An 18,462-nucleotide genomic window follows, 5' to 3' on the forward strand; every position below is an offset into this window, starting at 1 on the left:
CAACGTCGCCACCGGTGCGGGTCCGGCGACCGGCGGCTCGGCCCACTCCCCATACCTTTGGTCGTTCCGAGACGTGCGGGCACCGCTATGCGACCGGCCAGGCTCGAAGGGCAGCCTTGGTGCCTGATTTCTTTCAGATGACGGCGAGCCGTTGACGCCATGAGTGGGCACGATCCACGATCCTCCAGAAGTTCACCCTGTCTGATCTGCGCCTATCAGGAAGAGCGGCACCTGCGGGTTCTGGAGGAAAATCCGTGCGGTACGGGAAACTCACCCAGCGGACGTCCATCATCGGGGCCACCGTCGCATTGGCGACCGTAGCCGCCATACAGTCGGCTTCTTCCGCGAAGCTGTCCGTCGAGTACGGCGGAACTCAGGTTCAGGTGGACGAGGCGTCGATAAACCCTGAACGAAGTCCGGCTCCTGGAATCTCTCTGAGCAGGTAGCGGCCGTCCACCCCTGCTGTCAGACGCTTTTTCACTTAGGAGGAGGTTCCGCCATGAGTCATGATTTCAGCGTGCAGATGGAGAACGCGGACAGGCTTGCGAAATTCTTTCGCTCCGCCGCATCCGAACTGTACACAGCGGTGGAGGAATCCAACACCGGCGCGGCCCGTAGCTTTTCCGCTCGAGGCCGAACGTGAGCGTGGACATCAACGGGGCCATCGCCGAATGGCTCACCAATGTCCTTCGGGAAATTGGAGATCCGAACGGGCTCCGCGACCACGCCGATGAGCTCCGGGAACAGGCCGCCCATGTCAGAGCCGTGCACGCGCAGCTCGCCACGGAAGTGAGCTCCTCCTCCTGGTCGGGTGCGGACCATGAAGCCTTCTCGGCTGCATGGCAAGAACATGCCAAATTAGCCGAGGAAACGGCCGGCAACCTGCAGTCGACGGCGGACCGGGTGGACGAGCATGCGGATCACAGCTGGGAAATCGTCAAGGAAGTCATCGGAATCGCCCTTGAGATACTCGAGATCCTGGCGGTCGGACTCCTCCTGAGCTGGATTTTCGCCGGAATCACAAACCTTCTCTGGGCTCGCGTCGCACCTCTGATCGAGCGGATCGTCCAGATCATGGAACGATACCGAGCCTTGCTCGCGGACTTCGCGGAATGGGCAAAGGAAGTCGGCAGCACTGCAGGCAGGGTGGGCGAGAAGATCGGCACGATGATCGGCAGCGGGACCGAGAAGGTCCTCTCCGAAATCCCCGAATACGCATTGGTCTATACCGAATTCTACCTGGCCGAAGCGACAGCGCCGGCGCTGAGCGGTCGACCTGTCGCATGGGCCGAAGACGCATGGCAGACTGCACTGTTCTTCGGCTTCGACATAGCCAACAGTTTGGTCGAATCAGCATTCAGATCCATAGTTCGATCAGGGCGGGGCGCGGCAGATTCGGAGGGTTCCGTGGTTGCCGAGGCTCGTGGTGTCCCCTCCACAGATCCTGTTGATCTTTTTCACGACGCCGGCCGCGGCAATGTCAGGAGCGAGGCTCCTCCTGCCCAGGAGACGGAACTTCTCGACGCCGGCCGCGGCGATGTCAGGAGCGAGGCTCCTTCTGTCCAGGAGACGGAACTTCACGACGCCGGCCGCGGCGATGTCAGGAGCGAGGCTCCTTCTGCCCAGGAGACGGAACAGGCGTCGACACGGCCGGTGGGAGGCGATTCAGGTTCGACGGACTCACATCTGGCGACCGACGCACGGGCAACCGGTAGTCACTCGGCAACAAGTCCTCACGATGTACGCCTGGAGGCGCAGCCGGCCGCAGTCGAGCATCCCGTAGCGGCCTGGACTGAGCCGCTTGAGCCCGTCGCCGCCCTCAGCGACAGCACGAGTGTGCGCGGGGCTGCTGACGCAGGAGCAGCGCGAGGCGCTCGTTCCTCCTCTGCCTCCAGCCGAGCGCAGCAGCTCCACGCCTCTGGCGATGGCGAATCCGAGGCATCGGTCCGCATAGTCCGGCCCGGTGAGGATGAGGCACCATCGTCGCAGTCCTACCGGGGGCCCGAGATCACCGGGCCCAGCCGCCCGAGCGGCTCCTCGGAACTCCTCCATCCCGAGAACCCGAAGGTATCGGTCACCACCGAAACCCACCCCCACACGACGGCCCAGGATCCCGCACCCGAAACACACGCAACCCCGGTCACCCAACCGAAAGACACCCCGGAACCCCTCCACCCCGAAAACCCCAAGGAATCGGTCACCACCGAAACCCACCCCCACACGACGGCCCAGGATCCCGCACCCGAAACACACGCAACCCCGGTCACCCAACCGAAAGACACTCCGGAACTCCTCCACCCCGAGAACCCGAAGGTATCGGCCACCACCGAAGCCCACCCCCACGTGGGCTCCCCGGAGCGCGCCACCACGTCCCTTCCGCACGCACCTGAGTCCCCCGTTCCCCTTCATGATCCGGCCTTCACCGACGCACTTCCTGATGTGGCGGCGGACGCAGCTCGTATGGGCGAGGTGCTGGCGCCACGCTCGAGCAGCAGGGCCTCACGAGAGTTCAGGGTTCCTGACTCCACAGAGCTGCCCGCAACACATAAGGGATTCACGCCGAAGACTTGGGCCCAATCGATTGATGCGGGAGTGACCGAAGGCGTCAAGACCGTAATCGGAAACTTGCAGACAAATGTCGCAGTGAACCATATCCGGAATTCCGATCAGCCGGTGACGGCGCAGCAGTTCGGCCTCCAAGTCCTCATCGGCACCCTTGCGGGCACAAGGCAGACAGCGTTCCACCGATGGGGCGAACCGCTCGGCCACCGGAACGAACCCTCAGGATCACCTGCGCTTCTGCGATGGATCGCCTCGTCGCCCATCTCCTGGTCCTACTACGCGATGTACCTGACTGGCAGGGAGGGCATCGTGAACGGCATATCCGGGCAGACCACTCCAACGGAGATTGCTCCCCAGAACACTCAGTGAGCCTTTTCAGATCGCCCCGACCGGGTGACAGCCGGTCGATCGCGGTGAAGGCAGAACGAACGAGGCTCCCTGGCGGTTGATCGAGATGTCTCACGTCTCAAGCAACCAGCCAGGAAGCCTCTCACCTCTGTCCGAAGGGCGCCCCCACCGGAGGGAACCGGCCAGGGGCGCCCCTGCGGCTGTGAGCCGTACCGGCTGTGGCTACTCGGCCAGGTGATCGAACTCCCCCTGCCGGGCGCCGTCGAGCATGGCCGCGATCTCCGACTTGCTGAACAGGAGCGCCGGCCCGGTGGGCGCCTTGCTGTGCCGGACGGCGACCATGCCGTCCACGGCAGCGAACTCGACGCAGTTACCGTTCCCTCCGGACGCCTCCGCTTTCTGCCACGTGACGTCCAGCATCGAAGCGTCCGTGACGACGTGCTCAGACATGAGTGCCTACCCCTTGCTATAGGTGTCCTTATATTTCCGGATCAGCTCAAGCGATTCAGGCTCCCTCAAGGATTCCTGCATCATGAGCCGCTTGAACAGCCGCGAGTAGTCCTGCACCTCGCCGTTTTCCTCAAGGAACCTGTTCGCCGTCAACCCCTCCAAGTAGACGATGTCAGGCTCCCAGCGCTCCGGGAAGGACAGGACCACGAACGGCCCGAATAGAGCTGCATGACTTGCAGCCGACTCCGGCAGAATTTGGATGTTGATGACGCGCGGATACGCCTGACACATCTTCAACATGTGATCAAGCTGCGCCGCCATAATTTCTGGCGAGCCAATAACATGACGGAACACAGATTCGGATACCGCGCCCCAGAAAACGAGCGGGTTCGGACGCCCGAACACCTCTTGACGCTTGGCCCGGATGTCCAGCCGTTCCTCGCGCTCTCCCTCCGTAATGTCCGGCAAGTGCTGGTCGATTACCGCTGCCGCGTAATCATGCGTCTGCAGCAGGCCTGGGATGAGGACGGTTTCGCAGTTGTAGGCGTCCGACGCATCGCCCTCGTATCCGATGTAATCCGCATACACAGACGACACCGCGTTTCGCACGGCGGTTTCCCAGCCGCGCTCATTGCCGCGCGCTTTCAGTTGGACGATGTAGGCCCTCAGACCACGGTCCGTGATGTCGTACCGGGCGAGCAAGGCGGTCAGGTCGTTGTCCGTGATACCCAGGCGCCCCGACTCGATGCGACTCAGCTTGGACTCCGACCAGCCGAGCGAGGCGGCAACGTCTCCTTGACTGCCGTACCCACCGTCGACCCGGAGGCCTTTGAGGACATGGCCCAGCCGCACTTGGCGTGCCGTCGGCTCAACCATGCGCCTATTGACCATCCGTCACACCCACCCTCTCCGAGCTGCACTTTCATGCCAACACCCCAGTTGACACGGGCAGCTGACCAACCCTCATTCGGAGTAACACGTCGTTGCAGGGTTGCATCTCAGCGCGACGAAGGCGCAAGCTTGCAACCGCACCCAGCCGTAACCGGCCGGGCGCCTTCCGTAGCGCTGCCCACCCCCTGGGGGATGTAGCAATGCCCGAACCAACCACGCGGCGTCAGTATCCCACCCAACCGGCCTCCGTCGCCCAAGCCCGCACCCTGGTACGGGAGTTCTTACGGGAATGGGGCATCACAGACGCTGCCGGAGAGGATACGGAAAACGCCATCCTCGTGACGAGTGAATTGGCCACGAACGCGGTGACACACGCCTGCACCCGTTCACACTTCTGGCTCGCACTCGAACTCTTCGGAGACGTACTGCACATCGCTGTACGGGATTACGAGACCGAAGCTCCCGCCAAAAAGAATGCCGCACAGGGTGACGTGCACGGCCGTGGTCTATTCCTCGTCGACTCGCTCTCCTGCGACTGGGGATGGTGCGTAGAAACCACAGGTAAAACCGTCTGGGCGGAACTCAGGGTGAAGGTGCCCGCATGTTCCGGGTGAGGCACGCGACACGACGCGCCGATGCTCCGCGAAGGGCGCGTGGCGGCAGTCCGCAACCGATGCAAGGGAGATCGCAGACCATGACAGACCTTATCGGCTGGGCACTCCCCGGGTCCGCCGCCGCGTGCGCCCTGGCCGGGCTCGCGCTCGGCTACGTACGCACCCTCCGCGGCGAGGGCAGCTACGGGCGTCCACGTGGCGCGCCGCCCACGGATCTCGCCCAGGCGCCCGCGGTGCCCGACCCGTACGTGTGGCGGGGCTGGCGGCCTCCCAGCGCTCGCGACGCCCGGTGGCGACGCCTGCAACGCGCCCGGGGAGGAACTCCCGGGCTCCGCCCCGTGCCACCCCCCACCGATGACCCGCACCTTTGGGGTCCTCCTCTCGGGTGGCACCAGTCGGAACACCGGCGTCGAGCCGCGCGGCATGACGCCTTCTTCGAGGACGCGGGCGCTGTGGTCCGGCCGTACGTCCCGCACGGCGACCGGGAGAGGTGACACACGTGAGCGACCCGCAGGCGGCGATTCCCGTCGTCAGAACGGAGTTCCTTCAGGCATGGGGCAAGTGGATGGAACACTCCGCACCCCTCACGGGCCCGAACTGCGACTCCTGCGTCAACGCGCCCGTCCCGTCGAAGGGCTGCGCCACAGGCAGGGCGCTCTACGCCGACGTTCTCGCCACGCGAAGGCCCCCGGCTGAAGAAAGCGGAACGTGAGCGGCGTCGGCACATGCGGACCGGGATGCCGGCGCGGCGGTCGGAGACTGCCGCCGCATGCGGCGGAAAGGTGATTCATGCGCGGCGACCGGGTCACCCCCGCCCGAAGGTCCTGTCGCGATGCACTCGCCAGCGTTCCATCATCGCGGCGATCTCGTCGTCCACGAACTCGAAGAAGGCGAGTGTCTCGGCCATGCGGCGGCCCGCGGGGGTCTGGGGGCCCAGGCTGGTGACGCCCTCGCGCAGTGCGCCCTCCCAGCGCTTGATCACGGCCTCGCGGTTGGTGAGGGCCTCGTACCACTGGTTGCTGTGCACGCGGTAGCGCTCGCGCCGTGAGCCGGGCTCGCGCTCGCGGGCCACCATGTGCTGCTGGGCGAGGTAGCGGACCGCGCCGGAGACGGCGGCGGGGCTGACCTGGAGCTGTTCGCCCAGTTCGGCGGAGGTCAGCGCGCCCTCGTCGGAGGAGAGGAGCGCGGCGAAGATCCGGGCGGGCATACGCTGCATCCCGGCCTCGACGAGCTGCGCCGCGAAGGACTCGACGAACCTCGACACGGCCTCCGTGTCCCGCCCCGTCCCGGCTGTTTCCGTCATGCCGCTCATCCTATCGACGGTTTTCACGCTTCCTTAACTTCACAATTTTCTGAAAGTAGCGTACGTTCCGAAGCATGACGAAGGCAATCACGGTCGCCGGACTCCACAAGTCCTTCGGCCGTACGCACGCACTGGACGGACTCGACCTGGACGTCGAGGCCGGCGAGGTGCACGGCTTCCTCGGTCCCAACGGCGCCGGCAAGTCGACCACCATCAGGGTCCTGCTCGGCCTGCTGCGCGCCGACTCGGGCGCCACGCAGGTACTGGGCCGCGACCCGTGGGCGGACGCCGTGGAGGTGCACCGCCGGATCGCCTACGTCCCCGGCGACGTCACCCTGTGGCGCAACCTCTCCGGCGGCGAGGTCATCGACCTCTACGGCCGTCTGCGCGGAGGCCTCGACGCCCGTCGCCGTACGGAGCTGATCGACCGCTTCGAGCTGGACCCCACCAAGAAGGGCCGCACCTACTCCAAGGGCAACCGGCAGAAGGTCGCCCTGGTCGCCGCCTTCGCCTCCGACGTGGACCTGCTGATCCTGGACGAGCCGACCTCGGGCCTGGACCCGCTGATGGAGGAGGTCTTCCAGCGTTGCGTCGAGGAGGAGCGGGACCGGGGCCGTACCGTCCTGCTCTCCTCCCACATCCTCAGCGAGGTCGAGGAGTTGTGCGACCGGGTGAGCATCATCCGGGCCGGCCGCACGGTCGAGAGCGGCTCCCTGGCCGACCTGCGCCACCTCACCCGCACCAGCGTCAAGGCCGAACTGGCGGGCCCGCCCAACGGGTTGGCCCACCTGCCCGGCGTCCACGACCTCGACGTCCAGGGCCGTCGTGTCCGCCTCCAAGTGGACACCGACAAACTCGACGCCGTCCTGCGGCAGTTGAGCGAGTCGGGCGTACGGTCCCTCACGTCGACGCCTCCCACGCTGGAGGAGCTGTTCCTGCGGCACTATCAGGATGGCGCGAGCGGGGCGGACGGGGCGGCCGAGGGGGCCTGGGCGGCTGACGCAGCCGAGGCGGAGGCCGGGGCGGACGAGGCGGCTGCGCGATGACCGCCACGACCCCCACGACCCCCACGACCACCCCGGCCGCTCCGGTCTCCGCCCCGCCCTCCGCCGGCACCCGCCCGCTGGCCGCCACGGGCACCCTGCTGCGTTTCGCCCTGCGCCGGGACCGGGTGCTGATCCCGGTCTGGGTGGCGGTGAACACGCTGATGGTCCTGTCGATGCCGAACTCGCTGAAGACCCTCTACGGCACCACCGCCCAACGAACCGACCTGGCCCACCAGATGGCCACCAACGCCTCGCTGCGCGCCCTGGTGGGGCCCGTCTTCGACACGTCGCTGGGCGCGCTGACGGCCTGGCGCGTAGGGGTCTACGCGGGTGCGCTGGCGGCCGTGACGAGCCTGCTGGTCGTCGTACGGCACACCCGCGACGAGGAGGAGAGCGGTCGCCAGGAGCTGGTGTCGTCCGGCATGGTGGGCCGCCGCGCCCCGCTGACGGCGAGCCTGCTGGCGGCGGCCGTGGCGAACGCGGCCCTCGCCCTGCTGGTCACGGCGGGCCTGTCGGACCAGGGCGCCGCGGGAGCGCTGTGCTTCGCCCTCGCCCTCTTCGGGACGGGCATGGTCTTCGCCACGATGGCGGCGATCGTCGCCCAGCTCACGCAGAGCGCGCGCCTGGCCCGGGGCCTGACGGCGGCGGTCCTCGGAGCGGCCTTCGTCCTGCGGGCGGCGGGCGACTCGGCCACGACCGACGGCTCCTCCGTCCTCACCTGGCTGTCCCCGCTCGGCTGGCTGGAGAACACCCGCTCCTTCGCGGGAAACCGCTGGTGGGTTCTGCTCCTGTTCGTCGCGGCGGTGGCCGTACAGGCAGCCGCCGCCTACACGCTGGCCGGCCGCCGCGACATCGGCATGAGCTTCCTGCCCACCCGGCCGGGCCCGGCCACCGGCAGGCTGGCGTCCGCCGGCGCCCTGGCCTGGCGCCTGCAGCGCGGCGGCGTCCTCGGCTGGTCGATCGGCTTCTTCCTCGCCGGGGTGGTCTACGGCGGCCTGACGGACGGCGCGGCGGACCTGGTCGGCGGCAACGAGCAGGCCAAGGAGATGTTCCAGCGGCTGGGCGGCCACGCGGGCCTCACGGACGCGTTCCTGGCGTCGATGGTGAGCCTGATGGGCCTGATCGCGGCCCTGTACATCGTGTCCTCCACCCTCCGCCTGAACGGCGAGGAGACGTCGTCCCGGGCGGAACCGCTCCTGGCCGCCGCGGTGGGGCGCCTGCGCTGGGCGGCGGGCCACCTGGTGATCGCCTTCGGCGGCACGGTCGCGCTGATGCTGCTGACGGGCCTCGGCTTCGCGGTGGGCTACGGCAAGGAGGCCGGACCGATCCTGGGCGCGTGTCTGCTCCAGGTACCCGCGATCTGGGTGGTCGGCGCGGTGGCGGTCGCGCTCTACGGCCTGCTCCCCCGGGCGGCGATGGCGGCCTGGGGTGTCGCCGGCGCGATCCTCCTGATCGGCTGGATCGGCCCGGTCCTGAACCTCCCCCAGGCGATCCTGGACCTCTCCCCCTTCGGCCACCTGCCGAAGATGCCGGGCGGCGAGATGTCGTGGCCCCCGGTCCTGATCCTCACGGCGCTTGCGGCGGCACTGGTCGCGGCGGGACTCGCGGGGCTGCGCAGGCGGGACATGGTCTCGTGACGATCAGTCCATGTACCCCTTGAGGTCCTCGGTGTCGAGTTCGAAGCCGACGGGCGCGGGAAGGGTCACCTTCTCACCGAGTTCCGCGACGTACGTGTGGTGGTACCCGACCCGCGCGCCCGGTTCGCTGTGCACGACGACCCTCGACCGGTCGCGGTCGATCAGGAGGTAGACCGGGATTCCCGCCTCGCCGTACGCCAGGGGCTTCTGGATCCGGTCGCGCCGATGGGCGTCCGAGTCGTACGACGCGATCTCGACGACCATCAGCACGCCGTCGGGTTCGGCCCAGTCGCCCTGCCCACTGAAGTGCCCCACCGGGGCGAGCACAGCATCCGGCCGCGCTCGCCCGTTCCGGTACGTCTCGACCTTCAGCCCCTGCCCCGTGGTGTTGAGGGTGAGATCGGGCCGAGCGTGCTTGCACTGGAAGACCAACCACATGGCGATCTCGCCGTGACTGCCGTTCGTCACCTTCTTGACCTCGATCCGTCCGTCGATGAACTCGAACCTGACGGTCTCGTCCTCACGGGCGGCGAACTCGGCGATCCGCTCGAACACGTCCACTGACAACTGAGACGACGTGCGCTCTGCCGTAACCGTCATGGTGCCTCCCTTCGCAGGCGGACACCAGCGTGGCGAACCGCGGGCACACATCACCCCACGTCATCCAATGATCAGCCGAACAGGTGATCACCTCATGTCCACGCTCAGCCCCTTCAACCCCCTGATCACGAAGTTCGGCCTGCGTTCCGGGTCCGCCGCCAGGGTCAGGGTCGGGGCCCGTTCCAGCAGGGCGGTCATGGAGGCGGCCAGTTCGATACGGGCGAGGGGGGCGCCGATGCAGTAGTGGATGCCGGCGCTGAAGGAGATGTGCGGGTTGTCCACCCGCGTGAGATCCAGCCGGCCCGGGTCCGCGAACACCTCGGGATCGTGGTTGGCGGAGCCGAACAGCAGGGCGACCTCCGAGCCGCGCGGGATCGTCGTCCCGTCGATCTCGATGTCGTCCAGCACCCACCGCTCGAAGAGCTGGAGCGGGGTGTCGTAGCGCATCAGCTCCTCGACTGCCGTCGGGACCAGGGAGTGGTCGGCGCGCAGCGCGGCCAGCTGCCCGGGGTGGCGGAACAACGCCCACCAGCCGTTGACCGTGGCGTTCACCGTGGCCTCGTGCCCGGCGTTGAGCAGCAGCACGGCGGTGGAGATCATCTCCTGCTCGCTGAGCCGGTCGCCTCCGTCGTGCGCGGCGATGAGCCCCGAGATCAGGTCCTCACCGGGCTCCTCGCGCCGCTCGGCGATCAACTCCCGCAGATACGCCGAGAACTCGACCGACGCCCGTACGGCCCGCGCCGCCGTCTCCTCGCCCGGGTTCAGCTCGTACATCCCGCAGATGTCCGCCGACCAGGGCCGCAGCAGCCCCCGGTCCGCCTCCGGGATCCCGAGCATCTCGGCGATCACGGCGACGGGCAGCGGCTCGGCGATGTCGGCCAGCAGGTCGCCCCCGCCGGCGTCCACCAGGCCCGCCACCAACTCTCCGGCGAGCCCCACGACATACGGCTTCAGCCGCTCCACGGTCCGGGGCGTGAACGCCTTCGACACGAGTCGCCGGATCCGGGTGTGGTCCGGGGGTTCCAGGTCGAGCATGCCGTGGTCGTTGAGCGTGTGGAAGGGTTCGTGCCCGGCGGGCGGCGCACCGCGCCCGAACTCCTCGTGCGAGAACCGGTGCTGGTAGGTCCGCCCGAGCCGCCGGTCCCGCAGCAGCGCCGAGACGTCCGCGTGGTGCGGGACCAGCCACTGGTCGGTCGGCTCGTACCGCAGCACCCGGCCGCGCGCCCGCAGCTCGGCGTAGGCCGGATACGGGTCGGCGAGGAACGCCGGGTCCCACGGGTCGAAGGCGAGGTCCGCAGCAGGTGCCATGCACCGACGCTAAGCGCTCCGCCGGAAATCCGGTACACCGTCCGAGGGATGATCGTGGACGGTCATGGCCGATCGTGGCTGACCGTGGCTGACCGTGGCCGGTCGCCGGCCCCCGCTCACGCCGGTGTCACCAGCCGGGCCTCGTACGCGAACACCGCCGCCTGGGTCCGGTCGCGCAGGCCCAGTTTCACCAGGACCCTGCTCACGTGCGTCTTGATCGTCGACTCCGCGACCACCAGCCGCTCCGCGATCTCCGCGTTGGACAGGCCCTGGGCGATGAGGATCAGGACCTCCGTCTCGCGTTCCGTGAGGTCGCCGTAGGCCGCGTGGGCGGACGGCATCAGCCTGGGCGTGGCCGCCAGCTTCGAGAACTCGGTGATCAGGCGCCTCGTCACCGTGGGGGCGAGCAGGGCCTCGCCGGAGGCCACCACCCTTACGCCGTCCGCCAGTTGCCGCGCCGACGCGTCCTTCAGCAGGAACCCCGACGCGCCCGCCCGCAGCGCCTGGTACACGTACTCGTCGAGATCGAACGTCGTCAGCACCAGCACCTTGGCCGCACCGTCCGCCGCCACGATCTCCCGCGTCGCCTCGATGCCGTTCAGCTCGGGCATGCGGATGTCCATCAGGACCACGTCGGGCGACAGTTCACGCACCCGGTCGACCGCTTCCCTGCCGTTGACCGCCTCCCCGACGACCTCGATGTCCGGCATCGCGTTCAGCAGCACCGAGAAGCCCTCGCGCACCATCATCTGGTCGTCCGCGATCAGTACCCGGATCGTCATGCCCCGCCCCCGCCGCCCTCGCCGTTCCCGCTGCCCTGGCCGTTCCCGCTGCCCTCGCCGCTCCCGCGCACCAGGGCGACGGGCAGGAACACCGCCACCTCGTACCCGCCCCCGTACGCACCGCCGTCCACCCGGCCCGCCGTCATCTCGCCGTTCAGCATGGAGACCCGCTCCCGCATCCCGGTTATCCCGTGCCCGGCGCCCGGCGACGGCTTGATCAGGGCCGGCGCGGGCGGCGGGCCGTTGACGACGCGCAGGCCCAGCCCGCCCAGCACATACCCGATCTCCACCCGCGCGCTCGCCCCCGGCGCGTGCCGCAGCGCGTTGCTCAGCGCCTCCTGGACGATCCGGTACGCCGACAGCTCCACGCCCTGCGGCAGCTCCCGCACCGCGCCCGTCACCGCCTTCTCGACCACCAGCCCGGCCTCCCGCACGTTGCCGAGCAGCCCGTCCAGGTCGGCGAGCGTGGGCTGCGGGGCGTCCGGGGCCTCGTAGTCCTCGGCCCGTACGACACCCAGCACCCGGCGCAGCTCGGTGAGCGCGGCCACCGCGTTCTCCCGGATCGTGGCGAAGGCCTTCTCCAGCTCCGGCGGCGGGTTCTCCACCCGGTAGGGCGCGGCCTCCGCCTGGATGGCGACCACCGACATGTGATGGGCGACCACGTCGTGCAGCTCACGGGCGATGGTGGTGCGCTCCTCCAGCAGGGTGCGCCGCGAGCGTTCGTGCGCGGTCACCGTCTGCTGGGCGGTCACCTCCTGCCGGGCGTCACGGCGGACCTGCCGGACGGTCACGGCGGACAGGACCAGGGCGGAGACGACGAGCATGGGGGCGGTGTTCGTGTCGTAGTGGAACCCGAAGAGCCCCTCGGCCAGGAACCCGTACACCGCCGTCACCACCCACATCCACGCCGCCGTACGCGGACGGGTGCGAAGCGCGACCACGGTGAGCACCAGCAGATGCGAGACGAAGCTTCCCGGCATCCACGGCCAGGAGTCCCAGGGCGCCGCCAGCAGGTCGACCACCGTGGTCCCGGCGAGCGACAGCCAGAACGCGCCGACCGGACGCACCAGCGTCAGCAGCACCGGCACCACCGCGAGGAGGCCGTACACCAGGCCCCGGGTGTCGCTGTCGGCGCTCGCCAGGCAGACGAGCAGCGTCACGGCCGCGCCCGCGACCACCGCCGCCTGCGGGATCCGGGTCGCCCATTCCCGCCGTCGGCCGCTCAGCCGTCCGGTGAGGGGGCCGTCGGCCCGCATGCGGGGCAGCGGGCGGTAGGCGAAGGCGTCACGGAACAGGTCCTGCCGCAGCCCGCGCAGCGCCTGTTCCGCCGCCCGGAACTCGGGGCTGCGCGCCTTGTACGCCTCGTAGGCGCTCTGCGTGTGGGTCGTCTCCTCGGTCACACTCCCGAAGGTAGGCCGGGACCGGGCCCCCGGTCGTCCCCTGCGAGACGGGTCCTTCGGGGTCCGTCTCAAGTACTACGGCCGGTGATCAGGGGGAGGCAACAGGCCGGCACCGGTGGGAACCGGGCGGAACGGAGTGGCTCACCAGGCCAGTTGGGCGATCTCCTCCGCCACCACCGCGCACGCGTCCGCCGCCGGGTCGATCAGCGGGAAGTGGCCGACGTCCTCCAGCAGGGTCAGGCCCACCATCTCGCCCGCCTTCGCCGCCGCGTCCGCGTAGGCCTCGGACACCGCCTGCGGGACCACCAGGTCCGTACGGCCCTGGACGAGGGCCGTCGCGATGCCCGTGGGGAGGAGGAGAGCGGGGTCGGCGTAGGGGCGGCGATCGGTGAAGTGCTCCTGTCCTCCGAGCAGTTGCAGCGACGCGTTGCCGCAGACGTCCAGCTTCTCGGCGACCCCGAAGTCGGCGATCGGGGCCAGCGCGACCACCCCGCGCAGCGCGGCCGGGTGGCTCGTGCGCCAGGGGGCGTCGGCCGGGAGGACGTGACGGGCCGCGGCCCACAGGGCGAGGTGGCCGCCGGCGGAGTGGCCGGTGAGGACCATGCGGCGGGGATCGGCCGCCGGGACCGCCTCGCGGACCAGGGCGGGGAGGGCGTCCAGGGCGGCGGCGACGTCGTCGAAGGTGTCGGGCCAGCGGCCGGCGCGGGGGACACCGGATCCCGTGTCCTGCGCCTGCGCCTGCGCGGGGATCGGGGAGTCGCCGCCTCGCCGGTACTCGACGTTGGCCACCGCGAAGCCCCTGCGGGCGAGGTAGTCCGCGAAGGGGGTGATGTGCCGGCGGTCGTAGCGGGCGCGCCAGGCGCCGCCGTGCAGGACGACGACCAGGGGGGCGGTCTGCGGAGCGGCCTGCGGGTCGACGGGCGGGCCGACCGGGGTGGGCGTGCGCGGGGTGTAGAAGTCGATCACCTGGTCGGGGTGTTCGCCGTACGCGACGCTGACGTCGGGGTCCACCGGGGGGTGGGAGAAGGCCGACTCCTCCTCGGCGGCGGCGCGGGATTCTGCGGCGTCGTCCGGCATGCTCCAACCTCTCAGCGACATAACGGTTTTGGCGGACCGGGGGATCTTCGTCGGCCGCCCGCGGGGACGGTACCAGTCCAGTGACGTGCGCGGATATGGGGATGTCACGGAGGGTGAGGGGAAAACGGTTCCATGGGGTTCCACGGGGGTTCCACGGGGGTTCCACGGGGTTTCGTGGAGGGGCGGGTGCGCACACCGGCGGTCGCGCGACCGCCCCTCCACAGCGCTCCTACCTCAGCACCTCCCCGAGCACCCGGGCCGCCCGTTCGACCTCGCCGAAGCCCACGTACAACGGCGTGAAGCCGAACCGCAGCACGTCGGGATGCCGGAAGTCACCGACCACACCCCGCTCGATCAGCTCCTTCATCACCCGCCCGGCATCCGGGCAGCGCAGCGCGATCTGGCTGCCCCGCTCGTCGTGCGCCCGAGGGGTCACACACTCCACCCGCCCCGGCTCGGTGTACGCCGCCACGCACTCCAGGAAGAAGTCCGTCAGCGCCAGGGACTTGGCACGCACGGCGGCGACGGACACGCCGTCCCAGACCTCCAGCGCCGCCTCCAGGGCCAGCATGGACAGGATGTCCGGCGTGCCGACACGGCCGCGCGGGGCGCCCGGTGCCGGGGTGAAGGTCGGGCTCATGCCGAAGGGTTCGGCGTGGGAGTTCCAGCCGGGCAGCGGGGAGTCGAAGCGGTCCTGCAACTCCCTGCGCACGTACAGGTATGCCGGTGAACCCGGGCCGCCGTTCAGGTACTTGTACGTGCAGCCGACCGCCAGGTCGACGCCGTGCTCGTCCAGGCCGACCGGCAGCGCGCCCGCGCTGTGGCACAGGTCCCAGACCGCGAGGGCGCCGGACGCGTGGATCGCTGCCGTCAGCGCGGGCAGGTCGTGCAGACGGCCCGTGCGGTAGTCGACGTGGTTGAGCAGCACGGCCGCCGTACGGTCACCCAGCGCCGCCGGCACCTGCTCCGGGTCCAGCGCCCGCAGCGTCCGCCCGGTCATCCGGGCCGCCGACTGCGCGATGTAGCCGTCCGTCGGGAACGTCGTCGCGTCCACCAGGATCTCGTCGCGGTCGTCCGGGGCCATCCGGACGGCGCCCACCAGCGCCTTGAAGACGTTGACACTGGTCGAGTCGCCGACGACGATCTGGCCGCCGGCCGCGCCGACCAGCGGGGCGATCCGGTCGCCGATCCGCTCGGGCGCCGTCCACCAGCCGCTCTCGTCCCAGGAACGGATGCGCAGCTCGCCCCACTGGCGGCGGACCACGTCCGCGATCCGGTCGGGAACGTGCGCGGGCAGCGCGCCCAGCGAGTTGCCGTCGAGGTAGACGCCCTCGTCGAGGACGAAACGGGAGCGCAGGCCGGCCAGTTCGTCGGCCGCGTCCGACTTCTTCGCGCGCGACGCCAGTTCGAACGCCACTCCCGTCGTCTCAGACATGAGACCTCGCCGTCCACAGCTCGGGGAAAACGTTCTTGCGGGCGCGCTTCTCCAGCCAGGCGACGCCGGCGGAGCCGCCGGTGCCGGGCTTGGCGCCCATGGCACGGCGGGTGGCGACCAGATGGTCGTTGCGCCAGCGCCAGACCAGCTCGCCGACGTCGGTCAGCGCCTCGCCGAGGCGGGCCAGCTCGGTGTCCCCGTCGCCGGAGTACACCGCCGCCCAGGCGGCCTCGACGGCGTCCGAGGGCTCGTAGCGCTGAGCGACGTCCCGGCCGAGCACCTCGTCCGGGATCGCGTGGCCGCGGCGCGCGAGGAGGCGTACGACCTCGTCGTACAGGCTCGGCTCGTGCAGGGCCTTCTCCAGCTCGGCGTGCACGCGCGGGGCGCCGGAGTGCGGGACGAGCATGGAAGCGGACTTCTCGCCGAGCAGGAACTCCATGCGCCGGTACATCGCCGACTGGAAACCGGAACCCTCGCCGAGAGCGGCGCGGTACGCGTTGAACTGGGCCGGGGTCAGCCGGCCGAGCGGCTTCCAGGAGGCGTTGAGCGCCTCCAGTTCCTGTACGGAGCGCCCCAGCGCGGCGATCGCGACCGGGACGTCGTCCGAGCGGAGCGCCTTCGCGGCCGTCTCCCACTCGTGCACGACGACCGTGAACCACAGCTCCATGACCTGGGTCGTGACCAGGAAGACCATCTCTCCGGGGTCGTCGGAGAGGGTGTGCTGGAGGTGGGTCAGCACGTCCGCCTTGACGTAGTCCTCGTACGGGGTCGTACCGGCGAAGTCGAGATGCGGGGTCTCGGGCTCAGCGGCCTCGGAAGGGAGGTGAGCCTGTTGGGACATCGCTGTCTCCTGTTGTACTCCGGGTAGCGGTCCGCCCCTGCCGATGCCGACACGGGGGCCCCGGTCCCCAAACGGAATCCTCAGTGATACCCCGGCCGACGGCAAGGCCCGCCCGCTGCCAGACGGGCCACACCGCTCGTGCGGACCGGTCAGCCGAGGGTCTGGGCCGCGGTCGGCGAGGAGTCCTTCAGGAACTGCGAGCAGCGCTCGTACTCGTCCTGCTCGCCGATCGCCTGCGCGGCGCGGGCCAGGGCGTGCAGGGCGCGCAGGAAGCCGCGGTTGGGCTCGTGCTCCCAAGGCACCGGGCCGTGCCCCTTCCAGCCGCTGCGGCGCAGCGCGTCCAGACCGCGGTGATAGCCCGTTCGGGCGTACGCGTACGACTCCACGACCGAGCCCCGCTCGAACGCGTCGTCGGCCAGCTGGGCCCACGCGAGGGAGGAGGTGGGGTACTGGGCGGCCACGTCCGCGGGCGCGGTGCCGTTCGCCAGCATTTCGCGCGGCTGCGGGTCGTCGGGGAGGTGGGTGGGGGGCGGACCACCGAGGAGGTTCTCGTGAATCGTCATGGGTTCCAGTCTGCTGCATGCCCCCAGGACCGCTTCATCGTCCCCGGGGCCCGGCCGGGCGATCCCGTCCCGTCAGCGGCGCACGCGCCGCTCGGGGCCCCGGCGGGGCTCGACCGGTGGGGAGGTCACGTTGCCGTGGACGCGGCACTGCGGGCGGGTGCAGCCCGGGGGCAGGGTGCGGACCGTGGTGAAGGCGATCAGGGAGCCGAGGACCAGGACACCCGCGCAGATGGGCATCGCCCGGTCGAACGCGGCGTTGAAGGCGTCCGCCGAGCGGTAGGCCTCCGGGCCCATGCCGGCCAGCAGCGGCAGCGCGGCCACCGCGATCAGGCCGGCCGCGCGGGCCGCCGCGTTGTTGATGCCGCTGGCCAGACCCGCCCGGTCGGTGTCCACGGAGGCCAGCACGGTCGCGGTGAGCGGGGCCACCAGGGTGACCATGCCCGCGCCCATCACCAGCAGCGCGGGCAGCACGTCGACGAGATAGTTCGCGTCCTTGCCCACACGCAGCATCAGCAGCATCGCCGCCGCGCACAGCAGCGGGCCCACGGTGAGCGGGATGCGCGGGCCGATCCTGTCGGCGAGGGCGCCCGAACGGGCCGAGAACAGGAGCATCAGCGCGGTCGTGGGCAGCAGGGCCGTACCGGCCTGGAGGGCCGAGTAGCCGGCCACGACCTGGAGCTGGAGCGCGGTGAGGAAGAAATAGCCGCCGAAGGCCGCGTACACGCACAGGGTGACCAGGTTGACCGCCGTGAACTGGCGCGAGGCGAAGATGTCGAGCGGCATCATCGGGTCGGGGCGCCGCTTCTCGACGTACACGAAGGCCACACCGGCCGCGACGCCCGCGACCGCCATGACCGCGATGATCACCGAGCCGCTGGTCGCCTCGATCAGCGCGTACGTCACCAGCGCGAGCGAGAGCGCCCCCAGCACCGCGCCGAGGACGTCGAAGCGGCCGTGGCTCCTGCTGTCCCGCGACTCGGGGACGTGCCGCAGGGCGACGGGGACGCAGACGAGGGCCAGCGGGACGTTGAGCAGGAACACCCAGCGCCAGCCGGGGCCGTCCACCAGCCAGCCGCCCACGAACGGGCCGACGGCCCCGCCGATGCCCCCGAACCCGGACCACAGGCCGACCGCCTTCGCACGGTCGTCCTCGTGGAAGGAGGCCTGGATGAGGGCGAGGGAGCCGGGGGTGAGCAGCGCGCCACCGATGCCCTGGAGGGCGCGGGCCATGATCAGGACGACGTCGGTGGGGGCGAGGCCGCACAGCAGGGACGCCGCCGCGAACCAGACGACACCGATGACGAAGACCTTGCGGCGGCCGTAACGGTCGCCGAGGGACCCGCCGAGCAGGATGAGCCCGGCCAGGGTCAGCATGTACGCGTTGACCGTCCACTGCAGGGCGGCCAGACTCGCGTTCAGGTCACGGCCGATGGTGGGCAGCGCGACGTTGACGACCGTCGAGTCCAGCATGGCCATGCTGGAGCCGAGGACGGTGGTGAGCAGGATCCATTTGCCCTGGGGCGAGGCCAACCGGACGTCGGGCATGCCCCAGGTATACAGCGAGCCCGGCACCAGGGCGCGGGCTCGCTGCGAACACGTACGAAA

At 69.9% G+C, this 18,462-nt stretch carries 16 protein-coding genes; 4 read left to right on the plus strand and 12 right to left on the minus strand.

Translation table 11 applies throughout. The features are described from left to right. The first annotated feature begins 639 nt into the window (after nucleotides 1-639). Nucleotides 640-2,931 carry a WXG100 family type VII secretion target gene (locus tag ACGFYV_RS24955; protein WP_393880662.1) on the plus strand — a complete coding sequence of 764 codons (2,292 nt, stop codon included), beginning with the start codon at nucleotides 640-642 and terminating at the stop codon, nucleotides 2,929-2,931. Nucleotides 2,932-3,132: 201 nt separating this feature from the next. On the opposite strand, the gene ACGFYV_RS24960 is transcribed toward ACGFYV_RS24955, so the two are convergent. After that, nucleotides 3,133-3,360, minus strand: a complete 228-nt coding sequence (locus ACGFYV_RS24960; RefSeq protein ID WP_393880663.1) for a DUF397 domain-containing protein — start codon at nucleotides 3,358-3,360, stop codon at nucleotides 3,133-3,135. Between the two features lie 6 nt (nucleotides 3,361-3,366). Beyond that, nucleotides 3,367-4,236: a helix-turn-helix domain-containing protein gene (locus tag ACGFYV_RS24965; RefSeq protein WP_393880664.1), complete on the minus strand. Its 870-nt coding sequence runs from the start codon at nucleotides 4,234-4,236 to the stop codon at nucleotides 3,367-3,369. 215 nt (nucleotides 4,237-4,451) lie between these two features. Here ACGFYV_RS24965 and ACGFYV_RS24970 point away from each other — a divergent pair, with 215 nt between their 5' ends. Continuing rightward, a complete protein-coding gene (locus ACGFYV_RS24970) occupies nucleotides 4,452-4,865 on the plus strand; it encodes an ATP-binding protein (RefSeq protein WP_393880665.1) in 414 nt (137 codons plus the stop codon). An 805-nt stretch (nucleotides 4,866-5,670) separates the two neighbouring features. On the opposite strand, the gene ACGFYV_RS24975 is transcribed toward ACGFYV_RS24970, so the two are convergent. Further along, nucleotides 5,671-6,168 carry a GbsR/MarR family transcriptional regulator gene (locus ACGFYV_RS24975; protein ID WP_393880666.1) on the minus strand — a complete coding sequence of 166 codons (498 nt, stop codon included), beginning with the start codon at nucleotides 6,166-6,168 and terminating at the stop codon, nucleotides 5,671-5,673. Between the two features lie 74 nt (nucleotides 6,169-6,242). Between ACGFYV_RS24975 and ACGFYV_RS24980 the strand changes: the two genes are divergently transcribed. After that, a complete protein-coding gene (locus tag ACGFYV_RS24980; RefSeq protein WP_393880667.1) occupies nucleotides 6,243-7,214 on the plus strand; it encodes an ATP-binding cassette domain-containing protein in 972 nt (323 codons plus the stop codon). Beyond that, the gene (locus ACGFYV_RS24985) at nucleotides 7,211-8,851 is read left to right on the plus strand and encodes an ABC transporter permease (RefSeq protein WP_393880668.1); all 1,641 of its coding nucleotides are present in this window, start codon (nucleotides 7,211-7,213) and stop codon (nucleotides 8,849-8,851) included. Before ACGFYV_RS24980 ends, ACGFYV_RS24985 begins: the two co-directional genes overlap by 4 nt. A gap of 3 nt (nucleotides 8,852-8,854) precedes the next feature. Here the strand turns inward: ACGFYV_RS24985 and ACGFYV_RS24990 are convergent, their stop codons facing one another. From ACGFYV_RS24990 to ACGFYV_RS25030, 9 genes are all read right to left on the minus strand, one after another. Then, nucleotides 8,855-9,451, minus strand: coding sequence for a Uma2 family endonuclease (locus tag ACGFYV_RS24990; protein WP_393880669.1), 597 nt, complete (start codon nucleotides 9,449-9,451; stop codon nucleotides 8,855-8,857). Nucleotides 9,452-9,538: 87 nt separating this feature from the next. Beyond that, nucleotides 9,539-10,759, minus strand: a complete 1,221-nt coding sequence (locus ACGFYV_RS24995) for a cytochrome P450 (protein WP_393880670.1) — start codon at nucleotides 10,757-10,759, stop codon at nucleotides 9,539-9,541. A 116-nt stretch (nucleotides 10,760-10,875) separates the two neighbouring features. Then, the gene (locus ACGFYV_RS25000; protein WP_393880671.1) at nucleotides 10,876-11,541 is read right to left on the minus strand and encodes a response regulator; all 666 of its coding nucleotides are present in this window, start codon (nucleotides 11,539-11,541) and stop codon (nucleotides 10,876-10,878) included. Further along, the gene (locus ACGFYV_RS25005) at nucleotides 11,538-12,941 is read right to left on the minus strand and encodes a sensor histidine kinase (protein ID WP_393880672.1); all 1,404 of its coding nucleotides are present in this window, start codon (nucleotides 12,939-12,941) and stop codon (nucleotides 11,538-11,540) included. The genes ACGFYV_RS25000 and ACGFYV_RS25005 overlap by 4 nt, the downstream gene beginning before the upstream one ends. A gap of 141 nt (nucleotides 12,942-13,082) precedes the next feature. Continuing rightward, nucleotides 13,083-14,018 (minus strand): alpha/beta hydrolase, encoded by a 936-nt coding sequence (locus ACGFYV_RS25010; protein ID WP_393880673.1) that lies wholly within the window; start codon nucleotides 14,016-14,018, stop codon nucleotides 13,083-13,085. A 229-nt stretch (nucleotides 14,019-14,247) separates the two neighbouring features. Continuing rightward, entirely contained in the window at nucleotides 14,248-15,453 is a 1,206-nt protein-coding gene (gene kynU / locus ACGFYV_RS25015; RefSeq protein WP_393880674.1) for a kynureninase, read from the minus strand. After that, nucleotides 15,446-16,294: a tryptophan 2,3-dioxygenase family protein gene (locus tag ACGFYV_RS25020; protein WP_393880675.1), complete on the minus strand. Its 849-nt coding sequence runs from the start codon at nucleotides 16,292-16,294 to the stop codon at nucleotides 15,446-15,448. The genes kynU and ACGFYV_RS25020 overlap by 8 nt, the downstream gene beginning before the upstream one ends. Before the next feature lie 149 nt (nucleotides 16,295-16,443). After that, nucleotides 16,444-16,857: a DUF3151 domain-containing protein gene (locus tag ACGFYV_RS25025; RefSeq protein WP_393880676.1), complete on the minus strand. Its 414-nt coding sequence runs from the start codon at nucleotides 16,855-16,857 to the stop codon at nucleotides 16,444-16,446. A 72-nt stretch (nucleotides 16,858-16,929) separates the two neighbouring features. Next, entirely contained in the window at nucleotides 16,930-18,402 is a 1,473-nt protein-coding gene (locus tag ACGFYV_RS25030; RefSeq protein ID WP_393880677.1) for an MFS transporter, read from the minus strand. Nucleotides 18,403-18,462 lie beyond the last annotated feature (60 nt).

This window comes from Streptomyces sp. NPDC048297, assembly GCF_043201585.1.
GTDB lineage: Bacteria > Actinomycetota > Actinomycetes > Streptomycetales > Streptomycetaceae > Streptomyces.